Raw genomic sequence first — 19,314 nt, 5'->3', positions numbered from 1 at the left:
AGGGCGTAGACCTCAGGCCGGGGCGAGGGCCTTGTTCAGTGCTACCCGGATCCGCTTCTCGGACACCGGGTAGGCCGTACCGAGTTCGACGGCGAAGAGGCTCACCCGCAGCTCCTCGATCATCCACCGCACGTGCTCCAGCCCGGTGGCTGCCCGGCGTGCCGGGGGGAGCGCGGACACGGCGTCGTCGTAATCGTCTTCGAGACGCTGGATCACCGCCATGTTGTTGGCATCGCGCTGGACGTTGCCCGGAAGTTTTTCCAGCCGCTTCTCGATTGCAGCAAGGTACCGCGGCAACTGGCTCAGCTGGGCATAGCCGGTTTTGGCCACGAAGCCGGGATACACCAGCTGCTCCAGCTGGCTCCGGATGTCGTTCAGCGCGCTGATCAGCGCCAGGCTGGTGGTTCCCTTGAGCTGCTGCTGGATCCGCCGCGTGCTGGCAAGGATGCGCTCCACGACAGCCGTGACGCTAAAAACGGTGTCGATTAGTTCGGCACGCACCTGCTCGTACAGGGCATCAAAGGCAGCGCGGTCCCAAGGCAGCTCAGCCGGCGTCAATTTATCGATCGCCGCGAGCGCGCAATCAGCAATCAGCGCTGTCACCGAGCCATGCGGATTCTGGCTGAAGGTTAGCTTCTCCGCGTTGTTCAGGTGTTCCAGGACGTAGCGGTCGGGTGCCGGGACCCGCAGGGCCAGCAAACGGATTACGCCGCCCCGCATGGACGCCTGCTGTTCGGCAGCGGTCTGGAAAACACGCAGGCTTACGGAAGCGCCCTCGTCCACCAGACCTGGATATCCCGTGATGGTATGGCCGGCTACCAGGTTGCTCACCTGGCGGGGCACGGTGCCCAAAGACCACTCCACCAGGCCGGACTGCTCTGCAAACCCTGGCCCGGCAGCTCCCGGGGAAGCACCGGACGCGGAGTTATAGCCGGCCCCGGCGGAGCCCGGTGCGACTCCTGCTGCTGGAGCAGAGCGCGACGCCGGGCCTGCCGCACCCTTTGTCCGTGCGGCTGGGGCCGTGGTAGCGGGGGTGGCGCCCAGGGACTCGGCGATGGCCCGCCGGGTGGCCGGGGCCAGACGTTCCTGGAGCTCTGCGAGGTCCTTGCTTTCGTCCAGCACCTTGCCCTTGCTGTCCACCACCTTGAAACTGACCCGCAGGTGTGCAGGAACGGCATCCCAGTTCCAGGATCCCGGCGGTATGACGACGCCCTTGATCCGTCGGAGGGCCAGTTCCAGCGAAGGCTCGAGCTCGTCGGTGGCGGGGTCGAAGTCGGATTCGAGGACTGCAACTGCCTGCCGGGCAACATCCGGGGCCGGGACAAAGTTTTTGCGGACTTGTTTGGGCAGCGACTTGATCAACGCGGTGACGAGTTCCACCCGCTGACCGGGGATCAGCCAGCGGAAGGCGGCGTCCTCGAGCTGGTTGAGGAAGAGCACCGGCACTTCTGCCGTGACGCCGTCGGACGGATTGGGGGGCGCGCCCGGCGCCACCGGGTGGAACTCGTAGCTGAGCGGCAGGTCAAAGCCTTTGTGGTGCCACACCTTTGGAAACGCCGATTCGTCCAGCTCTTCGGCACCCTCGCTCAGGATCAGCGATTGGTCAAAGTCCAGCAGGTCCGGCTGGTGGTGGCGGGCATCCTTCCACCACTTGTCAAAGTGCCGGGCCGAAACTACTTCCTTGCCGATCCGGGAGTCGTAGAACTCAAACAGTGTCTCGTCGTCGACCAAAAGGTCACGGCGGCGCATGCGGGCTTCCAGTTCTTCCACCTCATGCAGGAGCGCCTGGTTGCGGTGGAAGAACTTGTGGTGCGTTTTCCAGTCCCCCTCCACCAGCGCATTGCGGATGAACAGCTCGCGGGAAAGCTCCGGATCCACCCGGCTGTAGTTGATCCGCCGCTGCGGAATAATGGGCACGCCGTAGAGGGTGACCTTCTCGTAGGCCATCACGGCGCCTTGCCTGCTGGACCAGTGCGGCTCGCTGTAGTTGCGCTTTACCAGCCCCGGTGCCACCTGCTCCGCCCAGACCGGGTCAAAAGATGCAGCCACCCTCGCCCAGAGGCGGCTGGTCTCCACAAGTTCCGCGGCCATGACGAACGTGGGGGACTTCTTGAACAGCGCTGAACCAGGGAAAATGGCGAAGCGGCTGCCGCGGGCTCCGGCATATTCCCGCTTCCGCTCATCCAGGATGCCGATGTGGCTCAACAGCCCGGAGAGCAGGCTGATGTGGATGGCGTCGTGGTTGCCCACCGGATCCACGGTCCGGGTGTTGTCCAGGCTGATGCCCAAGGGCCTCGCAAGCTGGCGCAACTGGGCGAAAAGGTCCTGCCATTCCCGGACGCGCAGGTAGTTGATGAACTCGTTGCGGCAGAGCCGGCGGAATGCCGACGAGGACAGTTCGGCCTGCTTCTCCTGCAGATAGTTCCAGAGGTTCAGGAAGCCGGTGAAGTCCGATTTCTCGTCGCGGAACCGGTTGTGCTTCTCCGCCGCCAACTGTTGCTTGTCCTGCGGGCGTTCCCGCGGATCCTGGATGGTGAGGGCAGCCGCCAGGATCATTACTTCCCGGACGCAGCCGCGCTGCCCGGCCTCCACGATCATCCGGCCCAGACGCGGGTCAACGGGGAGCTGGGCAAGCTTCTGGCCGACGGCGGTCAGGCCGCTTCCCCGGCCGCCGCCCTGTTCGTCTCCTGGAGCGGCCGCCGCCAGGGCGCCGAGTTCGCGCAGGAGCGTCACGCCGTCGTTAATGGCCCTGGTTTCGGGCGGCTCCACGAACGGGAAGTTCTCGACATCCTTGGGCCCGCGGGCTACCCCCATGGCGGTCATCTGGAGGATGACGGCAGCAAGGTTGGTCCGCAGGATTTCCGGATCAGTGTACTGAGGCCTGGACTCGAAGTCCTCTTCCGAATACAGGCGGATGGCAATGCCGTCCGACACGCGTCCGCAACGGCCGGAGCGCTGGTTTGCCGACGCCTGGGAAACGCGTTCAATGGGCAGCCGCTGCACCTTGGTGCGGTGCGAATACCTGGAGATGCGGGCAGTTCCGGTATCAATCACGTACTTGATGCCGGGCACCGTCAGCGAGGTCTCCGCAACGTTGGTGGCCAGGACAATCCGCCGCTTATTGCCCGGGTGGAACACCTGGTGCTGCTCCTGGAGGCTCAACCGGGCGAACAAGGGAAGTACCTCGGTGCCTGCCAGTCTGCGGTTGGACTGGATTCTGGCCTTCAGGGCGTCGGCGGCGTCGCGGATTTCACGCTCACCGGAGAAGAACACGAGGATGTCTCCCGGTGCTTCCAGCGCGAGTTCGTCGACGGCGTCACACACGGCATCGAGCGGGTCGCGGTCCTCCTCAAGGGCGTCGTCAGAGGCGTTCTCAGCATCTTCGGCGGTAGCGGGCTGGGACAGCGGCCGGTAACGGATTTCCACAGGGAACGTGCGGCCCGATACTTCGATGATGGGCGAAGGCTCGTCGTCGGAGCCGAAATGTTTGGCGAACCGTTCGGGATCGATCGTGGCTGAGGTAATGATGATCTTCAGGTCCGGCCGTTGCGGCAGGATCCTTTTGAGGTAGCCCAGGATGAAGTCAATGTTGAGGCTGCGCTCGTGGGCCTCGTCAATAATGATGGCCTTGTACTTGCGCAGCAGCTTGTCGCGCTGGATTTCGGCCAGCAGGATGCCGTCCGTCATCAGCTTTACCTTGGTTTTGGGGCCGGTTTCTCCGGTAAAGCGGACCTGGTAGCCCACTTCCTGACCAAGCTCGACACCCAGTTCCTCCGCGATCCGTTCAGCCACGGTGCGTGCGGCGAGGCGGCGCGGCTGCGTGTGGCCGATCAGCCCGTTGTCCCCGAGTCCCAGTTCGAGGCACATCTTAGGAATCTGGGTGGTCTTACCCGAGCCTGTTTCGCCCGCGATGATGGTTACCTGATTGGCCGCGATGGCTGCCATCAGATCCGCGCGGCGCTCGGAGACCGGCAGCTCGGCGGGATAGGAGATATGAAATGTCATGGCTGCAGACAGTCTACTGGGGTGTGACTGCGCAGTGGTGCGGCGGCTGATGCTGGTTAAGGACGGGGACCCGTGCGGTTCTCACCGCACGGGTCCCGCTTTTGTCCGCAGCGCGCCCGGCACGCGGGACTTTTAGAAGATGCGCGTAGTGTGGCTGGTGCTGGGAAGGTCCAGGGCAGACCATTCGTGGTCCGAGGTGACCGGAGGAGTGTGCCCGCGACCGTCCTTGAGGAGTGCTGCCACGGTAGCTGCGGCAACGATGAGAAGCAGTACGACGATGATGACTCCGAAGATTTCCATGACTCAATGCTGCTCCGGTGTTCCCCGAACAAACAGTGGCAGAAATGACCAAAAGAGTAAAATTTCTGCCACACTGGAAACATGCTGAAAAAAGTGGCACTGATAGTGGTTCCCAACTTCTCCATCTTCGAATTCGGCACTGCTTGTGAGGTGTTCGGAATCGATAGATCCGGCCGGAATGGTACGGTGCCGGCGTTCGATTTCCGCGTCTGTACGCCGGAACCGGGCAATGTCAGGCTCAAGTTGGGCCTGTCCATGAACGTCGGCCTGGGGCTGGAGGCAACCACGGACGCGGACCTGGTGATCATGGCCCCCTATGGCAGGGAAGACGACCTGCCCGAATCCGTCCTTGACGCGCTGCGTGCCGCCGACGCCCGTGGTGCCTGGGTGATGTCCATCTGCTCCGGCGCCTTCGCACTGGCCAGGGCCGGCCTGTTGGACGGCCGGCGCTGCACCACGCACTGGCACTATGCCGGAGAACTCGCCGCGGCCTATCCTGCCGTCCAGGTGGACGAAAACGTGCTTTACGTCCAGGACGAAAACATTATTACCTCAGCCGGCACTGCGGCGGGAATTGATGCCTGCCTGCACCTGGTGAGGGTGGAGCTGGGTGCGAACGTTGCTGCCTCTATCGCCCGCGACATGGTGGTCCCACCGCACCGTGACGGCGGCCAGGCCCAGTACATCGACAGGCCCATGCCCACCTGCGGTTCCGCACCCATGGAGGCGCTGCTGCGGCTGATGGTGTCCGAACTGGATAAAGAGCATTCGGTTAACGACCTCGCAGCAAGGCTGCATATGTCTCCTCGGACCTTTGCGCGGAAGTTCCGGGCAGAGACCGGGACCACTCCTGCGGCGTGGTTGAATTCCCAGCGGGTGCTGCGCGCCCAGGAGCTCCTGGAGACTACCGACCTGACTATCGACGAGGTGGCACGGCAGGCAGGTTTTGGCCATCCCGTGCTGCTGCGGCACCACTTTGCGAAGGTGCTGGATACCAGCCCGCAGTCCTACCGGCGTGCGTTCCGTGGTCAGCTGGCGGAAGCGGTCTGATCGCCTTCAGCCGCTTCGCGGGCGCAATCGACCAGCGTCCGCCAAGGACCGGTGACCGCCCTTTCAGGCAGTGCTGCGCGGCGCTGGCCGGCACGGATGGCATACATAAAACGGTCCGGCGGTCCGTCCTCGAAAGCCTTTGACGCATCCCGAAGGGTGTTGGGAACTGCATCCCACGGGCATGCCTCGACTAGCGGCTCCCAGCGGCTCGCGGCACTGGAAGACCGTACCTGCACCGTCCAGACGCGGGGAATGGCGGCAATGCCGCCGTGACGCTCAACAGTTATTTTCATGGGTCGTCCCTGGTTTTCCGGCGCGGGACACAGCGCCCCGGCAACCGGTTAGAGCTTTACCTTGACAGTGTCCCACGCCTTGCGGACGGCGTCATGCTCTGCCGAACCAGTTCCGAACAATTCAACTGCAGAGGCTGCCGTTGCCTTGGCAAACACCGTGAACGTGGCATTCGTGGGCAGTGATCCTCCGGTCAGGGCGTCGTACCAGATCTGTCCCGGCGCTTCCCAGGAGTGGCCTCCGATATCTGTCGCGACCAGATAGAAGGCCTTGTTGGGAATCCCGGAGTTGATGTGCACGCCGCCGTTGTCCGCGCTGGTCCGGACATAGGAGTCCATCGAATCCGGCTGCGGATCCTTGCCCAAAACGTCGTCGTCGTAAGCGGTGCCGGGTGCCTTCATGGAGCGCAGGGCCGTCCCCTGGACCTTGTCCGTGAAGAGTCCCTCGCCGATCAGCCAGCTGGCTTGGGCAGCGGTCTGCTGTTTGGTGTATTGCTCCACCAGCGCCCCGAAAATGTCCGACAAGGATTCGTTGATGGCGCCGGCCTGGTTGCGGTAGGCGAGGTTGGCCGTGTACTGCGTGACCCCGTGGGCCAGTTCGTGACCAATGACCGTAAGCGACTTGGTAAAGCGCCGGAACACCTCTCCATCGCCGTCGCCGAATACCATCTGGTTGCCGTCCCAGAACGCGTTGTCGTACTTGTTCCCAAAATGAACGGTAGCCAGGAGCGGGTTCCCGACGCCATCAATGGAACTCCGGCCAAACACCTCGGCGTAAAACTTGTGGGTGTGGCCCAGGCCGTCATAGGCCTCGTTCACAGAAACGTCCTTGACTGCCGGTTCGCCTTCCTTGCGCACAATTTTTCCGGGTAGAGCCTCGGTGTGTTCTGCATCAAAGATGGACCGCTCGGGTTCTGCCGGCGTGCCTTCGCGTGCACCGGAACGCGGGGCCGGGCCGGGGGTAAGCCGGCCCGCCTGGACACTCCGGACGTGCGCCAGGGCCTCCTTCGCCCCCCGGGCAACTTCCGAGAGTTGGGGTCCATGCTGGCTGGCCAGCCGTCGCAACAGGTACGGCGGGACTATGGAGCAGCGGACGTACCCCTGCTGTGATGGACGACCGGCTGGAATGATTACTGGTTTCACGGCTTACCCCTTTGCTGCTGACGTTGGAATCAGCCTATGCGGAGGGCATGACAATCGACGTGAAGCGGCGTGACAAACCGTCTCCGCCAGCCGGGGAGGAGGCAAACAAAAACCGCGGATCCGTTCGGATCCGCGGTTTTAGCTGTGGTGCCCTCGATAGGATTCGAACCTACGACCTTCTGCTCCGGAGGCAGACGCTCTATCCCCTGAGCTACGAGGGCAATTCAGGAATCCTGCCGTTGCGGGCGGGACGTCCTAGAGCTTAGCAGGAGAGTGCCCCGCAATGAAAAACGCATGCGGTCAGTAGCCGGAAAACACGTCCTTATGGATACGCCGGGCGCCCGCGGCACGGGCCGCGGCCTGCAAGGAGGAGACGCTCCGGGGGGATCCGGAAATGTAGACGTGGCGATCTCCGATGTCCGGAAACAGCTTCTTGAGCGCAGCGCTGTCCAGCCGGCCATTCGCGGGTGCCGCAAGGACCCGGGCATCTTCCATGAATGACGGCGGCGTCGAACCGTCAGCAGTCAGCGCTACCACGCGGATCCCCAGCGCGCCCAGCTCGCTCGCGTAGGCCAGTTCCGACGCGTTCCTGGCCAGGTACAGCAGTGCGGTGTCGCCGTCCGACTCCTGCCGCGCGGCCAGGTGCGACATAAAGGGTGTCACGCCGATGCCGGCAGCGATCAGCAGCACCGGTGCCGAGGCGTCCCGCGGCGGCACGAAGTCTCCGCCCACGGCAGTGGCGGTCACCACTTGGCCCGGTTCCAGTGACAGCAGAGCCTGCTTGGCCGCCGACACCGGCGTTGCCGTCTCCACGCCGAAGGTGACTTTGTCACTTCCGGGAGGACTGCTCAGACTGAACATCCGGCGTCGGCCTTTACGATCGCGTCCCTTGTGCGGCAGGTCCAGCTCGGCATATTGCCCGGGCTTGAATCGGAGGTCCCGGAGAGGGCGGAAGGAGAACTCGGTGGCGCTGGGAGTCAGCTGCCGTGAACCGGTGAAGCGCAACCGCACCCTACCGCGCTGGCCCACCAGGAAAGCCAACAGGTTGCCCAGCAGGAGGGCGGCTTCGGGAGAGTTGGCGATGAAGCCGAAGTTGTACGGGACAACAAAGACCACGGCCACGACGGCGGCCAGCGTCACCTGCTGCCAGCGGCGGGGCGGGAGTGTGAGCGGCTCGGTCAGCATGAAACCGACAAAAAACAGCACGGGACGTTGCGCCAGGGCCTGCCAAACACCTTCACCAGCGGTGAGTCCGGCGGCCACCAGCTGCAGGGTAATCAACGCGACGGCCAGCACTGTGAAGGTACCCGCCAGGAGCCATCTACCGGTGCGGTAGACCACCAGGAGAACGCCGGGGACCAGCAGCCACAACATGGCTGGCGTTGCGGTCCACCACGTGGCGATGTTAAGCCCCGTCAGGCCCACCAGGAAGGCTCCGGCAGCGGCGGGATTGAAGATGTGCCGGCCCCGCCAGGCCAGCACATACTTGGAAACCGTGGCAACTACGCACGCCAGCGCCACGCCCGTCACTTCGAGCGGCACCAGGGTAGGCCAGAACAGGAAATACAGCAGCAGACCGGTAATCAGCGAAGATTCGGTATGCGGATTGACGCGGAAGACCGGTGCAATGATGCGGTTGCTGAGATAACAAAGGCCTACGCACAGGAGGAGGTGGGCCAGCATTGCCGGCAAAGCGAAAGTCAGCCAGCCGAGGACGCTGAGGACAAGGCTGTAACCGGCCAGGACCGCCAGGACCAGCAGGACCAGGCGATATTGGGTGATCTTTCCCAGCGCAGTGTCCAGCCGTGCTTTCAGTGAAGGACGGCGGAGAGTTGCGCGCGCTTCCGTTTCGCTCATGAGAACAGTGTCCCTTCAAAACCATGGGAAAAGGCGGCGGTCCCGTCGGCGAAAACCACCAGCCAGGAGAAGTCGTATTCTGTTTCGAGGCGGGCCCCGGGAACAAAAAACAGGGCAGTAGCCAAAGCATCCGCCAGCATGGCTGACCCGGCGGCGGCCCAGGTGGCAATCACCGTTCGGACCGGGGCTCCTGTGGTCCCATCAAGGACATGATGGAATCCGTCACCCCATGCCCGGCGGTTTGAGGCCGAGGCACATAGGGCCCCTGACTCCAGGGGAAAAGTGCCGATCGCCTGGGAAGCATCGTAGGGATGCTCGAGGCCAACTCGGACACCGCCTGTTCCGTGCGCCAGGAGGTCACCGCTGGCATCGATCAGGAATTCGGTGACGCCAGCTTCCCGCAGTTGGCCGGACAGGACATCAACCAGCAGGCCCTTGCCGGCAGCGCCGATGTCCAGCACCACAGGAGCCGTGGTGCTGATGGTGGTGCCTTTCCATTGCAGTACGTCATCCCAGGGAACAGCCGGCAGCGGTGCACCTGAGGGCATCAGCGAGTAGCCGGCGTCGTACCCCAACCGCTCAAGGCTGGCACCGATCAGCGGGGTCACGGCACCATTGCTGATCCGGTGGAGGTCCCGGTACAGCAGGCCCAGCGGTTCGGCCTCCGGCGGAAAGCTGTAGGAGCCAGCCCGGCGGGACATGTCCCACACCAGGGAATCGTCCCGGAACCGGGACCAGGTGGCGTCGAATTCCTCCACTCGCCCCAGCAGACTGGAGCGCATGGACTGTGGCAGGGGTTCTGCCGTGCTGATGCTCCACTTCGTTCCGATCCCATCGAAACGAAAGTCCTGAGTGGCCGGGGCGGCCGGGGTGTCCTGCGCCGTGCTCTCCATGAGAAGTGCGATTCTGCTCTGGTTGCTTATTTGGCTTCGGTCTTGATTTCCTCAAGGGCCTTATTGAAGCCGCCGCTGGTCAATGATGAGCCGGCAACCTTGGTCACGTTGAGTTCGTCGATGTTTTTGCCCACGATCTGTCCTGCGATACCGCCGGCAAACTCACCCTGGTACTTCTTGGTGTTCGGGTTGCTGGGGTGCGTGATGATATTCACGCCCTTGACGCTGTCTGACTCGATGGTCAGTTCCACCCCTACCTTCTCGTTTCCGTTGGGAGAGACGTACGCGCCCTCGGCGTCGTAGGTCCCGTCCTTGTAGACGGAAGCTCCTGCTCCCGAAGCTGCCGGCGCGGATGAGGCCGCAGACGCGGCAGAAGCAGGGGTGGAGGCGTCCTGCGCCGCGGGTTCGGACTGCTGGGTGGCGGACGGCGCGCAACCGGCGACGGCTCCAATGAGGGACAGGCCGGCCATCCCGGCGAAAACGCTTTTGCGGACTGAAGGGTTCATAGCGGGCTCATTTCAATAAGTATCGGCAGGCTCATGGTGAGGTCAACGCTGTACTAAGCGTATTGGTTCTGAAGGGTATTCGTTGCGCCCGGCGCTTTGGATTCCTCCTACATCAAAGAGGCCCAATTCTCTGCTGTCAGCCGCCCCCGGTAGGCTAGGAACGTGACTCCCGAAGAACTCTCCCTCGCCATATCCGCCTGCCTGAAAGAAGCCGTTGCCGCCGGCGAGATTGCCCTTGACGCTACGGCGCTGCCGGATGAGGTCCGTGTGGAGCGTCCCAAGAACCGCGAGCATGGAGACTGGGCCACCAATATCGCCTTACAGATGGCCAAGCAGGCGGGAACCAACCCCCGGCAGCTCGCCACTGTGCTCAGTGAGCGGCTGGGACAGATTGACGGCGTTGAGCAGGTGGAGATCGCCGGTCCAGGCTTCCTGAACATCACCGTTGATGCTGCCACGGCCGGTGCACTCGCCAAGGCGATTGTCGAGGCAGGCGCCGCCTACGGCAGCAACTCAGCGCTCGCCGGCCATGTCATCAACATGGAATTTGTCTCCGCCAACCCCACTGGTCCGCTGCACATCGGCCACACGCGGTGGGCCGCCCTGGGTGATGCAATCGCCCGCGTGCTGCGCGCTTCCGGCGCGGATGTCACCGCCGAGTACTACATTAACGACGCCGGCTCGCAGATGAATGTGTTCGCCAACTCTGTGCTGTCCCGCCTTCACGGACGGCCTGTGCCCGAGGGCGGGTACCCCGGCGAATACATCGCGGAACTGGGGCATGAGGTGCTTTCCCGGCATCCCGGTATCCGCGAGTTGACGGAAGCTGCTGCGCTGCCTGTCATCCGCGCCGCGGCCTACGAAGCCCAGATGGATGAAATCAAGCGCACCCTGGCGGAGTTCGGCGTCGTGTTCGATGTCTACTTCTCCGAAAAGGAGCTGCACGAGGCCGGTGCCATCGAATCTGCCGTGGAGCGCCTCCGCGAGCAGGGCCACGTGTACGACGACGGCGGCGCTGTGTGGCTGCGCACCACGGATTTTGGCGATGACAAAGACCGCGTGATGATCCGGGCCAACGGCGAGCCCACGTATTTTGCTGCCGATGCCGCGTACTACCTCTCCAAAAAGGACCGTGGCTTCATCGAGAAGATCTACCTCCTCGGTGCCGACCACCATGGATACATCAACCGGCTCAAAGCCATTGCGGCCTGCGCTGGCGATGATCCGGAGGTCAACATCGAGGTGCTGATTGGCCAGCTGGTGTCCGTCAATGGTGCCAAGTTGTCCAAGCGCGCAGGAAACATCATCGAGCTCAAGGACTTGATTTCCTGGCTTGGCAAGGATGCCGTCCGGTATTCGCTGGCCCGCTTCCCGGCCGATTCGCCGCTGACGCTGGATCCTGAACTGCTGAAGAAGCACAGTAACGAGAACCCGGTGTTCTACGTGCAGTACGCGCACGCCCGGTCCCGCGGCACGGCCCGGAATGCAGTGGCCGCAGGTGTGGAGCGCGTTGTTGACGGAAAAGATGCGTTCGACGCCGCACTTCTGGACCATGCGACCGAGAACGAACTGCTTTCCTACCTGGGCAGTTACCCCTCCATCGTGGCCAAGGCTGCGGAGCTGCGCGAGCCGCACCGGATTGCCCGGCACCTGGAAATCATCGCAGGTGCCTACCACCGCTGGTACGACGCCTGCCGGGTAGCGCCGATGGGCGAGGAGCCTGTGACCGACCTCAACCGCACCCGCCTGTGGCTCAATGACGCCACCAGCCAGGTGTTGGCCAACGGACTGGACCTGCTGGGCGTTTCGGCGCCGGAACGGATGTGATTCCCGTGAACCCTGAGGGCGCTGCAAACACAGGACACCCTGCCGCCGGGGCATCGCCGCTGGCGCCGGAATGGCTGGACCTTCCCGCAGACCTGAACGCGCTGCATTCACCCATGTGGGCCGCTGGGGTCGAAAGGAACAGCGCCGGTGTCCTGACGGTGGACGGCGTGTCCGTGGACGCCTTGAAGCAGCAGTTTGGTACGCCGCTGTTCGTGATGAGCGAATCCGATTTCCGCGCCCGGGCCCGGTCCTTCAAGGATGCTTTTGATGAGGCATTCGCAGACATCTGCGGGGGAGTGGACGTCTACTATGCGGGCAAATCGTTCCTCTGCACCGCCGTCGCGGCTTGGGTTGCCGAGGAAGGTCTCCGCCTGGACACCTGCTCCGGCGGCGAGCTTGCAGTGGCCGAACGCGCCGGCATTCCGGGCGAAAACCTGGGCCTGCACGGCAACAACAAATCAGACGCCGAGATCAACCGCGCCCTGGACCTGTTGCTGGGCCGGATTGTGGTCGATAGCCTGGACGAACTGGATCGGGTGGCAAAGATTGCCTCCAGCCGGGGCGACAAAGCCAAAGTGATGCTGCGGCTGACTCCTGGAGTCCACGCCCACACGCACGAATTCATCGCCACTGCCCATGAGGACCAGAAGTTCGGGCTCTCCATGGCAGAAGACTCCACCGAGGAAGCAGGCCTGTCCGCGGCTGAGGAAGCGGTAGCGGCCGCCACGTCCTATGACAGCGTGGAACTGCTGGGCCTGCACTGCCATATCGGGTCGCAGATATTCGAGCCCGACGGGTTCGCCGTAGCCGCCGACAAGCTGCTGCGCTTCCTGGCCCGCATGCAGGAGCAGTACGGCATCATCCTGCCTGAACTGGACCTGGGCGGCGGCTATGGCATCGCCTACACCCCCGTAGACACCCCGCGCCCGCCAGCGGAGATTGCACAGGCGATGGCCGCCGTCGTGCGTTCCACCTGCGCCGAACTGGGGCTGGTGCCGCCGCGGATCTCGATCGAACCCGGCCGGGCGATCGTGGGCAGCACCACCTTCACCCTTTACGAGGCGGGAACCCGTAAGACGGTCCGCGTGGACGTGGACGCCCCTGAGGGCGCAGACGCCGGAAACAACGTTACGTATCCGCGCCGGTATGTGTCGGTGGACGGCGGTATGAGCGATAACGCCCGCCCGGTGCTCTATGACGCCGATTATTCGGCCGTCCTGGCCTCCCGGGCGTCAGATGCCGACGCCGTGCTGTCCCGAGTAGTGGGCAAACATTGCGAGAGCGGCGACATAGTTGTTAGAGATGTATATCTGCCCGAGGACGTGGCAGCCGGTGATCTGCTTGCTGTACCGGGTACCGGCGCCTACTGCTGGGCCCTGTCAAGCAACTACAACTATCTGGCCCGGCCGGGCGTCGTCGCTGTGCGCGACGGTGCCGCCCGGCTGATTGTCCGCGGCGAAACCGAACAAGACCTGCTCAACCGCGACATGGGAGTCTGAATGACTGGAATGCGAACCCTTAAGGTGGCCCTGTTGGGCTGTGGCAATGTAGGGGCCCAGGTTGCGCGGATTCTGATTGACGACGCTGAAGCCCTCGCTTCCAGGACCGGTGCACGCCTGGAACTGAGCGGCATTGCCGTGCGCAACGTTGAGGCCCCCCGCGACGTCGAACTTCCCAGGGAACTCTTTACTACCGACGCAGACACCCTGGTCAAGGATGCCGACCTGGTGATCGAACTGATGGGCGGCATCGAGCCTGCCCGCTCGCTGATCCTGGCCGCCTTCGAAAGCGGCGCCTGCGTGGTCACGGGCAACAAGGCGCTGCTGGCCCAGGACGGCCCCTCGCTGTATGAAGCTGCAGACAAAGCCGGCGTCCAACTGTCCTACGAGGCTGCTGTTGCAGGTGCCATTCCCATCCTTCGGCCTATCCGTGACAGCCTCGCCGGTGACCACATCACGCGTGTGCTGGGCATCGTCAACGGAACCACTAACTTCATCCTGGACCAGATGGACTCAACGGGGGCCCAGTTCGCGGACGCCCTCGCTGAAGCCCAGCGTCTCGGGTATGCGGAGGCGGATCCCACTGCCGACGTCGAAGGCCACGACGCCGCTGCCAAGGCCGCCATCCTGGCATCCCTGTCCTTCCACACGCGGTTCGCGCTCGAGAACGTCCACTGCGAAGGCATCAGCTCCGTCAGCGCGGCGGACATTGCCGCCGCCAAGGACGCCGGCTTTGTCATCAAGCTGCTGGCCATCGCCGAAAAGCTCAAGGACGCTGACGGCACCGAGGGCGTCTCCGTCCGCGTGCACCCCACGCTTCTGCCGCGTGAGCATCCCCTGGCAGCTGTTCGTGGCGCCTTCAACGCAGTGTTCGTCGAAGCGGAAAACGCCGGTGAGCTGATGTTCTACGGCCAGGGTGCCGGTGGCACGCCCACGGCGTCGGCCGTCCTGGGTGACCTTGTCTCCGCCGCGCGCCGTCTGGTCCTGGGCGGCCCTGGCCGGACCGAGACCACCACTGGCCAGGTCCCGGCCCTCAGCATCGACTCCGTGAACACCAGCTACTACATCGGTCTGGACGTGGCCGACCAGCCCGGCGTCCTGGCCCGGATTGCCCAGCTCTTCGCCGAGCACGGGGTGTCCATCGAGATCATGCGGCAAACCATCCACCGGGAAGCTGATTCCACTGTGGAATCTGCGGAACTGCGGATTGTTACGCACCGCGCCACCGAGGCTGCACTCGCAGCCACCGTCCAGGCCGTGAAGCGCCTGGATGTCATTAATTCAGTTACATCCGTTCTGCGGGTAGAAGGAGTCTAAGTGGCTCACCAATGGCGCGGCGTCGTCCGCGAATACGCCGACCGCCTGCCTGTCACCGAATCCACCGAGATCATTACGTTGGGCGAGGGCGGGACACCGCTGGTGCATGCCCAGAAGCTGTCAGAACTGACTGGGTCCACCGTGTATCTCAAGGTGGAAGGCATGAACCCCACAGGTTCCTTCAAGGACCGCGGCATGACCATGGCAATGACGGCGGCAGTAGCCGCCGGGGCCAAGGCCGTGGTCTGCGCGTCCACCGGCAACACGTCCGCGTCAGCGGCTGCCTACGCAACCGCTGCCGGCCTTAAATGTGCGGTGCTGGTTCCGGAAGGCAAGATCTCCATGGGCAAGCTCAGCCAGGCAATCGCCCACGGCGCCACGCTGCTGCAGGTGGACGGCAACTTTGACAACTGCCTGGACATCGCCCGCAAGCTGGGCGAGTCCTACCCGGTATTCCTGGTGAACTCCGTGAACCCCGCCCGCATCGAAGGCCAGAAGACCGGCGCCTTTGAAGTGGTCGATTCCCTGGGCGATGCGCCGGACATTCACGTCCTTCCGGTGGGTAACGCCGGAAACATCACGGCTTACTGGAAGGGCTACAAAGAGTACGCCGCGCCATTTGAGTCCCTTACCGCAGGCACGCTCCCGGCCGTTTCCACCAAGACTCCGGTCATGTGGGGATTCCAGGCCGCTGGTGCCGCCCCGTTCGTGGCCGGCCATCCCATCACGGACCCGGACACCATTGCCACTGCCATCCGCATCGGCAACCCGGCGTCCTGGGACGGTGCCGTTGGCGCGCGGGATGAATCCGGCGGGTTGATAGAAGCCGTGACGGATGACGAAATCCTTGCTGCGCACCGTTGGCTGTCCGCCCGTGAAGGTGTGTTTGTGGAACCTGGGTCGGCTGCCGGCGTTGCCGGCCTGATCAAAAAGCACGCGGCCGGCGACGTCCCCGCAGGCAAGACCATCGTCATCACGGTGACCGGTCACGGCCTCAAGGACCCGCAATGGGCGCTGCGCACCGAGGACGGCTCGGATGTCCAGCCGGTCAAGGTCTCCAACGACGTCGTCACTGTCGCTGCCGAATTGGGACTGGAAGACAACTGACATTGGAAACCACCACGTCCACGTCGGTCGAGCTTCCCGTTGTTGCTGCCGGTCAGCGGGTCACCGTCAGGGTGCCGGCCACCAGCGCCAACCTCGGCCCGGGCTATGACAGCCTTGGCCTTGCTTTGGCAATGCATGACGTCTTGACCATCGAAACCCTCGCCGGCGGGGAGCTTGAGTTCGAGCTTTCCGGCGAGGGCGCTGATACGTTGCCCCGCGACGCCGGGCACCTGGTGGTCCGCGCGATGGAGGCTGCCTTCGAACGGTTGGGTTACCGGCGGTCCGGGCTGAAGATCATTGCGGAAAACGTCAACCCGCATGGCCGCGGCCTGGGGTCGTCGGCATCGGCTGTTGTTGCTGCCGTATCCGCCGCCAACGCGCTGGTTCCGGAAGAGTCACGACGCGGCAGGGACTGGATCCTGCAGGTCACCAGTGAGATGGAAGGCCACCCGGATAACGTGGCACCGGCCATTTTCGGCGGGCTGGCGTTGTCCTGGCAGGACGGTGACCACTACAGCAGCACGGCAGTGTCTGTTGCTTCCGAAGTTATTCCGGTCGTTGCCGTTCCCGACTACGAACTTGCCACCGAGGCGGCCCGGGCGCTGCTTCCGGCGTCGGTGGGCCATCACGCTGCCGCAATGAACTCCGGCAGGGCGGCCCTGCTGATCCACGCATTGACGGCGCAGCCGCAGTTCCTGCTGCCAGGCACCGAAGACTACCTGCACCAGAGCTACCGGGCCGCCGCCATGAGACCCAGTGCCAACCTCATTGCGGCGCTGCGGAACGCCGGCCATGCCGCTGTGGTTTCCGGCGCCGGTCCCACCGTGCTGGTCCTTGCCAATGGGGCAGAAGCAGCAGACCGCGCGGTGCAATTCATCACCACTTTTGCGGCCGCCAACACGCCGGGAGCCGGGTGGCGGGTGATGAAGCTGGCAGTCGACGTCGAAGGTGCTAAAGTGGAAGTGCACCGGCGGTAATTCCGTACTGGATGTTGGCCATTGTTGCCTCTCAATTCTCCTACTGCGCAATAGTTACCGGTGCCGCCTGCTTGGTCTGACGCAGGAACCCGCAGAAAATTATTCCCTGCCCGTGAACCGTCAGCCTTCGCTCCGCTCATTTACGGGGTGAGGTGTATCAGTATCAGGCTGTCCTGGCCCTGGCCGTCAGTTCCGCCGAAATGTGGCCGCAGATCTGAACTGCGGCCCAGATCAAATCATCGCGTCCAGCTCCCAGTCTGGACGCCGTCGAGGGGGAAGGATCCTTCGTGACCGAAACCACTGAGCTGTCGCCAGCTGTGGAAACACTATCTTCTGCCGCCGTTGCAACGGCTGCGCCCGCAAAGAGCAGCGGCCTTGCCGGCCTGAAGCTCGCCCAACTGCAGGCTCTTGCCAGCCAGCTGGGAATTTCGGGCGGATCCCGCATGCGGAAGGGCGATTTGGTCTCGGCCATCTCCGCCCACCGTGCCGGTACGCCTGCCACCAAGGCCACTGCACCTGCCAAGGTCCAGCCTGCCGTGGCACCTGCCAAGGCCGAGGCTGCTGTTTCTGTGGCGGCACCTGAAAAGGCTGCTCCGGAAAAGGACGAAGCGCCTGCCGCCGACACCTCCCGGGCACGTACCCGTGGACGCAGCCGCCGCGCCGGAAGCGACGGAGTCGTCTCCATGGCCGCCGCAGCGCCAACCGGCACCGGGAGTGCTGAGGCAACTGCCCCCGCTCCCGCCGTCGAAACCGCTCCTGCGGCCGCTGAAGCTCCGGCCGAAGCTGCTTCGGATCGCCGCCAGCCCCGCACCCGCAATCGTCGCCGGGGCGAAGCGGCGGCCGCATCGCAGGAAGAAACTTCTGCTCCTGAAGCGGCAGCAGAACAGCGCGTTGCCGAACCGCGTACCGTTGAGACGCGCACTGATGAGGCCGATCAGGGCCAGCGGAACGAGCGCCGCGACAACAGCCGCACCCGTAACGCTGACCGCGCTGCCGGTAACGCAGGTGCTGTGGATACAGAACGCCGCGACGATTCCCGTAGCGCCGGCAATACCCAGGACGACACCGACGGCGGCAACCGTCGCAACCGTCGCAACCGCCGTGACCGGAACGACCGCAATGACCGTTCGGGCGGCCAGGACAACCGCGACAGCAGGGACGGCCGGGACAACAACTCCCGCAACGACCGCTTCCGTGATCGCAACGACCGTCGCCGCGGACGCAACCAGGGCCCTGACGTCGACGATGTCGAGGTTACAGACGACGACGTACTGCTGCCCGTGGCCGGAATCCTGGACGTCCTGGAGAACTACGCGTTCATCCGTACGTCGGGCTACCTGCCCGGACCGAACGACGTCTACGTTTCGCTCGCCCAGGTCAAGAAGTACAACCTGCGCAAGGGCGACGCCGTTGTTGGAGCCATCCGTGCACCCCGCGAGGGAGAGGACCGCAGCCAGCAGTCGGCCCGCCAGAAGTTCAACGCCCTGGTTCGTGTCACCTCGGTGAACGGTAAGACGCCTGAAGAGCTCAAGGACCGCGTCGAATTCGCCAAGCTGGTCCCGCTGTACCCCTCGGAGCGCCTGCGCCTCGAAACGGATCCGAAGAAGATCGGCCCCCGCGTCATCGACCTGGTTGCCCCGATCGGCAAGGGCCAGCGTGGCCTGATCGTCTCCCCGCCCAAGGCCGGCAAGACGCTCATCCTGCAGTCCATCGCCAACGCCATCACCACCAACAATCCTGAGGTCCACCTCATGATGGTGCTCGTTGACGAACGTCCTGAAGAAGTCACGGACATGCAGCGCACCGTCAAGGGCGAGGTTATTGCCTCTACCTTCGACCGCCCCGCCGACGACCACACGACCGTGGCCGAGCTTTCCATCGAACGCGCCAAGCGTCTCGTGGAAATGGGCATGGACGTGGTGGTCCTCCTGGACTCCATGACCCGCCTGGGCCGTGCCTACAACCTGGCAGCACCGGCTTCCGGCCGCATCCTGTCCGGTGGTGTTGACTCCGCAGCGCTGTACCCGCCGAAGCGCTTCTTCGGTGCAGCCCGCAACATCGAAAACGGTGGGTCGCTCACCATCCTGGCAACCGCCCTTGTGGAGACGGGTTCCAAGATGGACGAGGTCATCTTCGAGGAATTCAAGGGCACCGGCAACATGGAACTGCGCCTGTCCCGCCAGCTGGCGGATAAGCGCATCTTCCCGGCCGTGGACGTCAACGCGTCCGGTACCCGCCGCGAAGAGAACCTGCTTTCCCCTGAGGAAGTCAAGATCATGTGGAAGCTGCGCCGCGTCCTCTCCGGACTCGAGACCCAGCAGAGCCTGGAACTGCTCACCAACAAGATCCGGGAAACCCAAAGCAACGTCGAGTTCCTCATGCAGGTCCAGAAGACGACGCTGGGTGCAAAGTCGGATAACGACAAGTAGCTGCGCTTACCGCTCAAAATATGCCGGCCCCGCCTACGGGTGGTGCCGGCATATTTTGAGCGGTTTGTCGTTAAGTCCCTTTCGCGCATAACTAGACTTGGAAAAGTCGAAAGA

Annotated in this window: 14 protein-coding genes and 1 tRNA gene; 7 read left to right on the top strand and 8 right to left on the bottom strand. The window is 63.8% G+C overall.

Annotated elements, in window-relative coordinates; translation table 11 throughout:
• Positions 1 to 12: 12 nt before the first annotated feature.
• Positions 13 to 4,005, bottom strand: coding sequence for an ATP-dependent RNA helicase HrpA (gene hrpA, locus ACWA13_RS11815; protein ID WP_463934312.1), 3,993 nt, complete (start codon positions 4,003 to 4,005; stop codon positions 13 to 15).
• Positions 4,006 to 4,137: 132 nt separating this feature from the next.
• Positions 4,138 to 4,305, bottom strand: a complete 168-nt coding sequence (locus tag ACWA13_RS11810; protein ID WP_463934311.1) for a hypothetical protein — start codon at positions 4,303 to 4,305, stop codon at positions 4,138 to 4,140.
• Positions 4,306 to 4,386: 81 nt separating this feature from the next.
• Here ACWA13_RS11810 and ACWA13_RS11805 point away from each other — a divergent pair, with 81 nt between their 5' ends.
• Positions 4,387 to 5,355, top strand: coding sequence for a GlxA family transcriptional regulator (locus tag ACWA13_RS11805; RefSeq protein ID WP_463934309.1), 969 nt, complete (start codon positions 4,387 to 4,389; stop codon positions 5,353 to 5,355).
• Here the strand turns inward: ACWA13_RS11805 and ACWA13_RS11800 are convergent.
• From ACWA13_RS11800 to ACWA13_RS11775, 6 genes are all read right to left on the bottom strand, one after another.
• Positions 5,334 to 5,648 (bottom strand): protealysin inhibitor emfourin, encoded by a 315-nt coding sequence (locus tag ACWA13_RS11800; RefSeq protein WP_463934307.1) that lies wholly within the window; start codon positions 5,646 to 5,648, stop codon positions 5,334 to 5,336. The genes ACWA13_RS11805 and ACWA13_RS11800 overlap by 22 nt on opposite strands.
• A 48-nt stretch (positions 5,649 to 5,696) precedes the next feature.
• Positions 5,697 to 6,788, bottom strand: coding sequence for a M4 family metallopeptidase (locus ACWA13_RS11795; protein ID WP_463934305.1), 1,092 nt, complete (start codon positions 6,786 to 6,788; stop codon positions 5,697 to 5,699).
• A 145-nt stretch (positions 6,789 to 6,933) separates the two neighbouring features.
• Positions 6,934 to 7,009, bottom strand: a tRNA-Arg gene (locus ACWA13_RS11790).
• Positions 7,010 to 7,088: 79 nt separating this feature from the next.
• Positions 7,089 to 8,645 carry a ferredoxin--NADP reductase gene (locus tag ACWA13_RS11785; RefSeq protein ID WP_463934303.1) on the bottom strand — a complete coding sequence of 519 codons (1,557 nt, stop codon included), beginning with the start codon at positions 8,643 to 8,645 and terminating at the stop codon, positions 7,089 to 7,091.
• Entirely contained in the window at positions 8,642 to 9,538 is an 897-nt protein-coding gene (locus ACWA13_RS11780) for an FAD:protein FMN transferase (RefSeq protein WP_463934301.1), read from the bottom strand. Before ACWA13_RS11780 ends, ACWA13_RS11785 begins: the two co-directional genes overlap by 4 nt.
• A gap of 26 nt (positions 9,539 to 9,564) precedes the next feature.
• Complete coding sequence (locus ACWA13_RS11775; RefSeq protein ID WP_463934299.1) at positions 9,565 to 10,044, bottom strand: FMN-binding protein; 480 nt, start codon at positions 10,042 to 10,044, stop codon at positions 9,565 to 9,567.
• A gap of 162 nt (positions 10,045 to 10,206) precedes the next feature.
• Between ACWA13_RS11775 and argS the strand changes: the two genes are divergently transcribed.
• From argS to rho, 6 genes are all read left to right on the top strand, one after another.
• The gene (gene argS, locus ACWA13_RS11770) at positions 10,207 to 11,871 is read left to right on the top strand and encodes an arginine--tRNA ligase (protein WP_463934297.1); all 1,665 of its coding nucleotides are present in this window, start codon (positions 10,207 to 10,209) and stop codon (positions 11,869 to 11,871) included.
• A 5-nt stretch (positions 11,872 to 11,876) separates the two neighbouring features.
• Positions 11,877 to 13,370: a diaminopimelate decarboxylase gene (gene lysA, locus ACWA13_RS11765; RefSeq protein ID WP_463934295.1), complete on the top strand. Its 1,494-nt coding sequence runs from the start codon at positions 11,877 to 11,879 to the stop codon at positions 13,368 to 13,370.
• Positions 13,371 to 14,687: a homoserine dehydrogenase gene (locus tag ACWA13_RS11760; protein WP_463934293.1), complete on the top strand. Its 1,317-nt coding sequence runs from the start codon at positions 13,371 to 13,373 to the stop codon at positions 14,685 to 14,687. It begins immediately after the preceding gene.
• Positions 14,688 to 15,794, top strand: coding sequence for a threonine synthase (gene thrC / locus ACWA13_RS11755; protein ID WP_463934292.1), 1,107 nt, complete (start codon positions 14,688 to 14,690; stop codon positions 15,792 to 15,794). It abuts the gene before it with no gap.
• A gap of 2 nt (positions 15,795 to 15,796) precedes the next feature.
• Positions 15,797 to 16,771, top strand: a complete 975-nt coding sequence (thrB, locus tag ACWA13_RS11750; RefSeq protein WP_463934290.1) for a homoserine kinase — start codon at positions 15,797 to 15,799, stop codon at positions 16,769 to 16,771.
• Positions 16,772 to 17,058: 287 nt separating this feature from the next.
• On the top strand, positions 17,059 to 19,200 hold the full coding sequence (gene rho / locus ACWA13_RS11745; protein ID WP_463934288.1) for a transcription termination factor Rho: 2,142 nt from the start codon (positions 17,059 to 17,061) through the stop codon (positions 19,198 to 19,200).
• The last annotated feature ends 114 nt before the right edge of the window (positions 19,201 to 19,314 follow it).

The organism is Pseudarthrobacter sp. TRD_SC_9 (genome assembly GCF_055361265.1).
The sequence above is the reverse complement of the archived record's forward strand: the minus strand, read 5'-3'. Positions and strand labels throughout refer to the sequence as shown.

Coding starts and splice junctions, on each gene's coding strand:
- ACWA13_RS11760 (WP_463934293.1), top strand. CDS start 13,371: ATGACTGGAATGCGAACCCTTAAGGTGGCCCTGTTGGGCTGTGGCAAT.
- ACWA13_RS11775 (WP_463934299.1), bottom strand. CDS start 10,044: ATGAACCCTTCAGTCCGCAAAAGCGTTTTCGCCGGGATGGCCGGCCTG.
- hrpA (WP_463934312.1), bottom strand. CDS start 4,005: ATGACATTTCATATCTCCTATCCCGCCGAGCTGCCGGTCTCCGAGCGC.
- ACWA13_RS11780 (WP_463934301.1), bottom strand. CDS start 9,538: ATGGAGAGCACGGCGCAGGACACCCCGGCCGCCCCGGCCACTCAGGAC.
- ACWA13_RS11785 (WP_463934303.1), bottom strand. CDS start 8,645: ATGAGCGAAACGGAAGCGCGCGCAACTCTCCGCCGTCCTTCACTGAAA.
- ACWA13_RS11800 (WP_463934307.1), bottom strand. CDS start 5,648: ATGAAAATAACTGTTGAGCGTCACGGCGGCATTGCCGCCATTCCCCGC.
- ACWA13_RS11810 (WP_463934311.1), bottom strand. CDS start 4,305: ATGGAAATCTTCGGAGTCATCATCGTCGTACTGCTTCTCATCGTTGCC.
- ACWA13_RS11805 (WP_463934309.1), top strand. CDS start 4,387: ATGCTGAAAAAAGTGGCACTGATAGTGGTTCCCAACTTCTCCATCTTC.